This is a genomic window from Streptomyces capoamus (genome assembly GCF_014654935.1).
Lineage (GTDB): Bacteria > Actinomycetota > Actinomycetes > Streptomycetales > Streptomycetaceae > Streptomyces > Streptomyces capoamus.
The window spans coordinates 89,340-95,477 of record NZ_BNBF01000001.1 but is presented as its reverse complement, the minus strand read 5'-3'; the positions used below and the strand labels follow the sequence as shown (position 1 = coordinate 95,477).

At 72.9% G+C, this 6,138-nt stretch carries 8 protein-coding genes; 3 read left to right on the top strand and 5 right to left on the bottom strand.

The genetic code is table 11. The features are described from left to right. Together IE312_RS38320 and IE312_RS00440 are read left to right on the top strand one after the other, a co-directional pair. On the top strand, window positions 1–773 hold a 773-nt coding region (locus IE312_RS38320), incomplete at its 5' end, for an APC family permease (protein ID WP_229898800.1). A gap of 65 nt (window positions 774–838) precedes the next feature. Next, window positions 839–2,059 carry a 4-hydroxybenzoate 3-monooxygenase gene (locus tag IE312_RS00440; RefSeq protein WP_189977153.1) on the top strand — a complete coding sequence of 407 codons (1,221 nt, stop codon included), beginning with the start codon at window positions 839–841 and terminating at the stop codon, window positions 2,057–2,059. Window positions 2,060–2,084: 25 nt separating this feature from the next. On the opposite strand, the gene IE312_RS00435 is transcribed toward IE312_RS00440, so the two are convergent. From IE312_RS00435 to IE312_RS00425, 3 genes are all read right to left on the bottom strand, one after another. Beyond that, window positions 2,085–2,645, bottom strand: coding sequence for a YbaK/EbsC family protein (locus tag IE312_RS00435; RefSeq protein ID WP_189977151.1), 561 nt, complete (start codon window positions 2,643–2,645; stop codon window positions 2,085–2,087). Window positions 2,646–2,688: 43 nt separating this feature from the next. After that, entirely contained in the window at window positions 2,689–3,261 is a 573-nt protein-coding gene (locus IE312_RS00430) for a helix-turn-helix domain-containing protein (protein WP_189978179.1), read from the bottom strand. 133 nt (window positions 3,262–3,394) lie between these two features. After that, complete coding sequence (locus tag IE312_RS00425; protein WP_189977149.1) at window positions 3,395–4,159, bottom strand: acyltransferase; 765 nt, start codon at window positions 4,157–4,159, stop codon at window positions 3,395–3,397. A gap of 109 nt (window positions 4,160–4,268) precedes the next feature. On the opposite strand from IE312_RS00425, the gene IE312_RS00420 reads away from it, so the two are divergent. Further along, window positions 4,269–4,796, top strand: a complete 528-nt coding sequence (locus tag IE312_RS00420) for a gamma carbonic anhydrase family protein (protein ID WP_189977147.1) — start codon at window positions 4,269–4,271, stop codon at window positions 4,794–4,796. A gap of 24 nt (window positions 4,797–4,820) precedes the next feature. Here the strand turns inward: IE312_RS00420 and IE312_RS00415 are convergent, their stop codons facing one another. Together IE312_RS00415 and IE312_RS38315 are read right to left on the bottom strand one after the other, a co-directional pair. Next, window positions 4,821–5,465 (bottom strand): DedA family protein, encoded by a 645-nt coding sequence (locus IE312_RS00415; RefSeq protein WP_189977145.1) that lies wholly within the window; start codon window positions 5,463–5,465, stop codon window positions 4,821–4,823. A 118-nt stretch (window positions 5,466–5,583) separates the two neighbouring features. Beyond that, window positions 5,584–6,138: class I SAM-dependent methyltransferase (locus IE312_RS38315; RefSeq protein WP_229898798.1), on the bottom strand; the 555-nt coding region annotated here is incomplete at its 5' end.

The following is a 6,138-nucleotide window of genomic DNA, read 5'->3' as shown; positions in this document are numbered from 1 at the left end:
GCCCGTGGGCGGGTCTCGCCACCCTGGTGGGCCTGGGCTGGCTGAGCGTGGTGCTGTACATCGACGCGGTGATCTCGCCCGGCGGCACCGGTCTGATCTACACCACGGCCACCTCCCGCGTCTCCTACGGCCTCGCGAAGAACGGGTACGCCCCGAAGCTGTTCAGCAAGACCGACAAGCGCGGTGTGCCGTGGTTCGGCCTGGTGATCTCGTTCGTCACCGGTGTGATCTGCTTCCTGCCGTTCCCGAGCTGGCAGACACTGGTCGGCTTCATCACCTCGGCGAGCGTGCTGATGTACGCGGGCGCGCCGCTGGCCTACGGCGTGTTCGCCGACCGGCTGCCGCACCTCGAGCGCCCGTACCGGCTGCCCGGCGGCAAGTTCATCTCGCCGCTGTCCTTCGTGGTCGCCGACCTGATCATCTACTGGGCCGGCTGGGGCACGCTGTGGCGGCTGGGCTTCGCCATCCTGCTCGGTTACGTGCTGCTCGGCTCGTACGCCTGGTACGCCATCCGCAAGGGCCTGCCGGACGCGCCGCGGCTGGACTTCAGGGCCGCGCAGTGGCTGCCCGGGTACCTGGTGGGCATGGGCGTGATCTCCTGGCTGGGCGGCTTCGGCGGCGGCCGGGGCACCATCGGGCTGTGGTGGGACATGCTGATCGTCGCCGTCTTCTCCCTGGTCGTCTACTACTGGGCGAAGGCCACCGCGTCGAAGCCCGAGGCGATCGAGCGGAGCATCGACGAGGTCGTGGTGACGGACGCGCCCGCGCACTGACCCTTCACCTCTCCCCCACGGTGTCCCGTCGGCCCGGCTGACGGGACACCGTCATAATTGCCCGCGTGACGTCTCCCTCCCCCCACCCCCCCTCCCCCACCGCTGCCCGCTTCCCGGTCGTCGTCGTGGGCGCCGGACCGGCCGGCCTGACGGTCGGCAACATCCTGCGGGCCGCCGGTGTCGACTGCCTGGTCCTGGAGACGGAGAGCAGGGCGTTCATCGAACAGCGGCCGCGGGCCGGTGTCATCGAGGAATGGGCCGTACGCGAGCTGGAACGGCGCGGCCTGGCCGGCGGGCTGCCGGAGCGCGCCGAACGCCACTTCGCGTGCGAGTTCCGCTTCGACGGGCAGGGCTACCGCTTCGACTACACCGAACTGACGGGACGTCACCACTGGGTCTACCCGCAGCCGCTGCTCGTGACCGACCTGGTGCGCGAGTACGCCGACGTCCGCGGCGGCGAGATCCGCTTCGGTGTGCAGGACGTACGCCTGCACGACCTGGACTCGGACCGGCCCGCCGTCTCCTACACCGACCCGGACACCGGCGAACGGCTGCTGGTGCACTGCGACTTCGTCGCCGGCTGCGACGGGGCGCGCGGCGCGAGCCGGGCCGCGCTGCCGCCGCGCACGCGGATCTCCCGGCACGACTACGGCATCGGCTGGCTGGCCCTGCTGGCCGAGGCACCGCCGTCCAGTGACCGCGTGCTGTTCGGCATGCACGCCGACGGGTTCGCCGGGCACATGCCCCGCAGTGCCGGGATGACCCGCTACTACCTGCAGTGCCCGCCCGGCGACGACCCGGAGGCCTGGACGCACGAGCGCGTCTGGGACCAGCTCCAGCGGCGCCTGTCGGCGGCGGACCGGCCGCCGCTGACGGAGGGGCGGCTGCTGGAGAAGAGGGTGCTGGACATGCACACCTATGTCGTCGAGCCCATGGTGTCCGGCCGGCTCTTCCTGGCCGGCGACGCCGCGCACCTCGTCGCGCCGATCGCCGCGAAGGGCATGAACCTGGCGCTGCACGACGCGTTCCTGCTCGGCGACGCCCTGGCCGCGTACCTGGCCAAGGGCGACGCGGCAGGCCTGGACGGCTACTCGGACGCGTGTCTGCGCCGGGTGTGGGACTACCAGGAGTTCTCGGAGTGGCTCTCCGAGATCTACCACGGCGCCTCCCACGGCGACCCCTACCGCGCCGGCACCGCGCTGGCCCGGCTGCGCCGGCTGTTCACCTCGCCCGCGGCCGCCGCCGCCTTCGCCGAGCAGTACCTCGGGACGGCCGAGGCGTATTGAGCCGGTCGCGCGCGGACGACCCGGCTCAGGCGGTGACGCCCAGCCCCTCCAGGACGACCGCGCCGGGCAGTTCGGCCAGGGCCTTGCCGGGCACCAGCAGCTTGCCGCGCCGGCGTCCGCTGCCGACCAGGACGTAGGGCAGGTCGACGACGGCGGAGTCCACCAGGACCGGCCAGCCGGTGGGCAGCCCGAGCGGGGTGATGCCGCCGTACTCCATGCCGGTCTCCCCGGTCGCCGTCTCCATCGAGGCGAAGGAGGCCTTGCGGGCGCCCAGTTGGCGGCGGACGGCGCCGTTGACGTCGACCCGTGCGGTGGACGCCACCACGCAGGCGGCCAGGGTGGTCTCGCCGGCCCGCTTGCCCGCGACCACCACGCAGTTCGCCGACCGCTCCAGCAGGTCCCGGCCGTAGTGCTCCACGAAGACGGCCGTGTCGGCCCACTGCGGCTCGGTGTCGACGTACAGGATCCGGTCGGCCGGGACCGCCCCCTGCCAGTGGCGTACGGCGTCGGCGACCGGGGCGGTCAGCTCCCCCAGGCAGTCCGGGGCGGGGGTGGCGGTGTCGAAGTCTCCGATGGGTGCGCGCATGGCCGCACGCTAGCAAGGGCCGGCACCGCGCCGTCCCGGTGTCTCAGGGCACGGGCGGCACGGAGACGGCCATCACCATCTCCATCGGCACCTCGCCCCGGTTGCCGTACCGGTGCGGGACGTCGGCCTCGAAGGAGGCGCTCGCGCCGGCCGGGACGCGGTACTCCTCGCCCTCCACGGTGAGCGTCAGCTCGCCGGCGGTGACGTGGACCAGTTCGACGGTGCCGCCGGGGTGCGGTTCGGAGGGGCTGCTCTCGCCCGGCATCAGCCGCCAGTCCCACATCTCCAGCGGTCCGGGCGCATCGGCGCCGGCCAGCAGCCGGTTGTAGCTGCCGGCATCGGTGTGCCACAGCCGTACGGCGCGTTCGGCGGGGACCACGCGGACCCTGGGGCCCTGCTCGTAGTCGAGGAGGGTGGTGACGCTGACGCCGAGGGCGTCGCCGATCTTGACGACCGTGCCGATGCTGGGGTTGGTGCGGGCCTGCTCGATCTGGATGAGCATGCCACGGCTGACACCGGCCCGGGCGGCGAGCACGTCCAGCGTGAAGCCGCGCACCGAGCGCCAGTGCCTGACGTTGCGCGCCAGGGACTGGGTCAGGAGTTCGAGGTCCGACACGTCGCGTCCAATGTGCGGGAGGTCCATGGGCGGGAGGCCCGATGCCGTCGATGCCGTAGGTCGGTGCGGTGAACTACGGTCGGGTGCACCTGAGCGTTCACCGAACTGTACTGCGCGGACCGAGCCGGGCGGGTCAGTGTTCGGGCTCCAGCGCGGCCAGCCGGGCCACCGCGGCCTCGTCCAGGTCCGCCAGCGCCAGCAACTGCTGCGGTGTCATACCGTCCGGGATCGGCACCGGGGCGGGCGTCCGCAGCGGCGGCTGCCAGCCGTCCTCGGCCGTCCAGCGCCGTACGACCCGGGCGGGCGCGCCCGCCACCACCGCGTGGTCGGGCACCGTGCCCCGGACCACCGCGCCGGCCGCCACGACCACGTTCCGGCCGATCCGCGCGCCCGGCAGGATCACCGCGCCGGTGCCGATCCAGCAGCCCGGGCCGATCTCGACCGGCTCCATCCGCGGCCACTGCCGGCCGATGGGCTCGTGCGGATCGTCGTAGGAGTGGTTGGTGGAGGTGACGTAGACGTACGGGCCGAAGTAGCAGTCCTTGCCGATCGTGACCGTCGTGTCCGCGATGACATGGCTGCCGCGGCCGAGGACCACGCCGTCACCGATGCGCAGGACCGGGTCGGGGCCGAGGTCGACGCCGGGCATCAGGCCGGCGGTGAGGGTGACCTGCTCGGCGATGATGCAGTGGGCGCCGAGCCGGATCCAGGGTTCGCCGAAGACCGTGCCGAGCGGGAAGGCCAGCCGGGTGCCTTCGCCGATCGCGCCGAAGCGCAGACCGGCCGGGTGCTCGGCCGTGACGGATCCGGTGCGCCGGGCCCAGGACCAGGCAGCGTGTACGGCTCGCTGGGCCAGACCCCGTCGCCACGATGAGAACGTGTTCTTGCGCTTCGGCACGGGGTCACGTTACTCACCGGTCGTCTCCGGCGCAGCGGGCGGGCTGCTGTGATCTTTGCCCCACCCGGTGTCGTACCGTGCCCTGTACGTCCGACACGAGGAGACGGTGATGACGCAGAAGGCGCTGATCGTGGGTATCGGGGGCAAGGAGCCGCGGGTCGACCCCGAGGCGTTCGTGGCCCCCACGGCGTCCGTGATCGGGGATGTCACGCTGCACCCGGGGGCCAGTGTCTGGTACGGGGCGGTCGTGCGCGGGGATGTCGAGAAGATCACCGTGGGGGCGCGGGCCAACGTGCAGGACAACGTCACCCTGCACGCCGATCCCGGCTTCCCGGTGACCGTCGGCGAACGGGTGTCCATCGGGCACAACGCGGTGGTGCACGGGGCGACCGTGGAGGACGACTGCCTGATCGGGATGGGGGCGACCGTGCTGAACGGGGCCGTGATCGGAGCCGGATCCCTGGTCGCGGCCCAGGCGCTGGTGCCGCAGGGGATGGTCGTGCCGCCGGGGTCGCTGGTGGCGGGGGTGCCGGCGAAGGTGAAGCGGCCCCTGTCCGAGGAGGAGCGCCAAGGGGTGACCCTCAACGGCACCCTGTACGCGGAGCTGGGCAAGGCGCACAAGGACGTGCACCGGTGACCGGTGGCAGCGCGCGGGGACGCCTCACTCGCCGGCGTTCACCGGTTCCGGTTCCCGGTGGTCCTGCTGGGCCTTCTTCGCCTTGCGCTTGAGGACCAGCATCGAGGCCACGCCGATCAGGACCGCCACCCCCAGGCCCACGTACGAGAAGCGCTTCAGCCAGTCCTCGGCGACCCTGCCGACGTAGTAGATGACGGCCGTGGTGCCGCCGGCCCAGCAGATGCCGCCGAGGACGTTGGCGATCAGGAACTTCCAGTACGGCATGTGGAGGACGCCGGCGAGGGGGCCGGCGAAGATGCGCAGGAGGGCGACGAAGCGGCCGAAGAAGACCGCCCACATGCCCCACTTCTCGAAGGAGCGCTCGGCGGTGGCCACGTGGCCGGGGCCGAAGTGGCGCGGGAACTTCCCGCCGAGCCAGGCCAGCAGCGGGCGTCCACCCTTGCGGCCGATGGCGTAGCCGATGGAGTCGCCGATCACCGCACCGGCGGTCGCGCAGACGCCGAGGACGACCGGGTTGACGCCCGAGTGCTGGGAGGACATCAGCGCCGCCGAGACGAGGATGATCTCGCCCGGCAGCGGGATGCCCAGGCTCTCCAGACCGATCACCAGGGCCACCACGGCGTAGACGGCGACCGCCGGCACCGAGTCGAGCCAATCGTGGACGTGCACCGCCGGATCCTCCCCTGTCGCTGTCGTGCCCTGCGGCCTGCCGGGCCGCCGCGTGCAAAGAGCGCCCCAAGGGAAGGCTACCTGGTCGGCCCGGCGTCCAGCGGCGGCCTGTCGGGCGTCACTGCCTGCGCGCGACCAAGCGGTACGCGTTCGACAGGCCCAGCCGGCCGGACAGCGGCCGGACCGCGAAACGGTCGAGGAGGGTCGCGGTGAGGAGGGCGGGGACGGCCGCCAGGAGGAGGGCGGCGCGCGCGGCGCGGTGCAGCGGACCGGGGCGTGCCGGGAGCCAGGGCGCGTCCTCGCGGGGGGCCGCGTGGTCGAGCGCGAGCCAGACGGCGGCGAGCAGGTCGACCGGGTCGTGCGCCTCGGCGTGCTGTTCCGCGACCACCGTGAACCCCAGGTCGGCGAGCCGCCGGCGCAGGTTCGCGACCGGCATGAGGTGGAGGTGCTGCGGCTGGAGCCAGGGCAGCCACCAGCGGCCGAGGAGCCGGGCGTAGCGGCTCTCCGGGTCCGGTACCTCGATCAGGAGGTGGCCGCCGGGGCACAGGGCCTCGTGGGCGGCGCGGAGTTCGCGGTCGGGGTCGGTGCTGTGCTCGAGGTAGTGGAACATGCTCACCACGTCGTAGCGGGCGGTGAGGCCGGCGGCCAGGTCGGGGAAGGCCCCGCGGTGGGC

Coding starts and splice junctions, on each gene's coding strand:
- IE312_RS00435 (WP_189977151.1), bottom strand. CDS start 2,645: ATGCGCGCACCCATCGGAGACTTCGACACCGCCACCCCCGCCCCGGAC.
- IE312_RS00420 (WP_189977147.1), top strand. CDS start 4,269: ATGACGCAGAAGGCGCTGATCGTGGGTATCGGGGGCAAGGAGCCGCGG.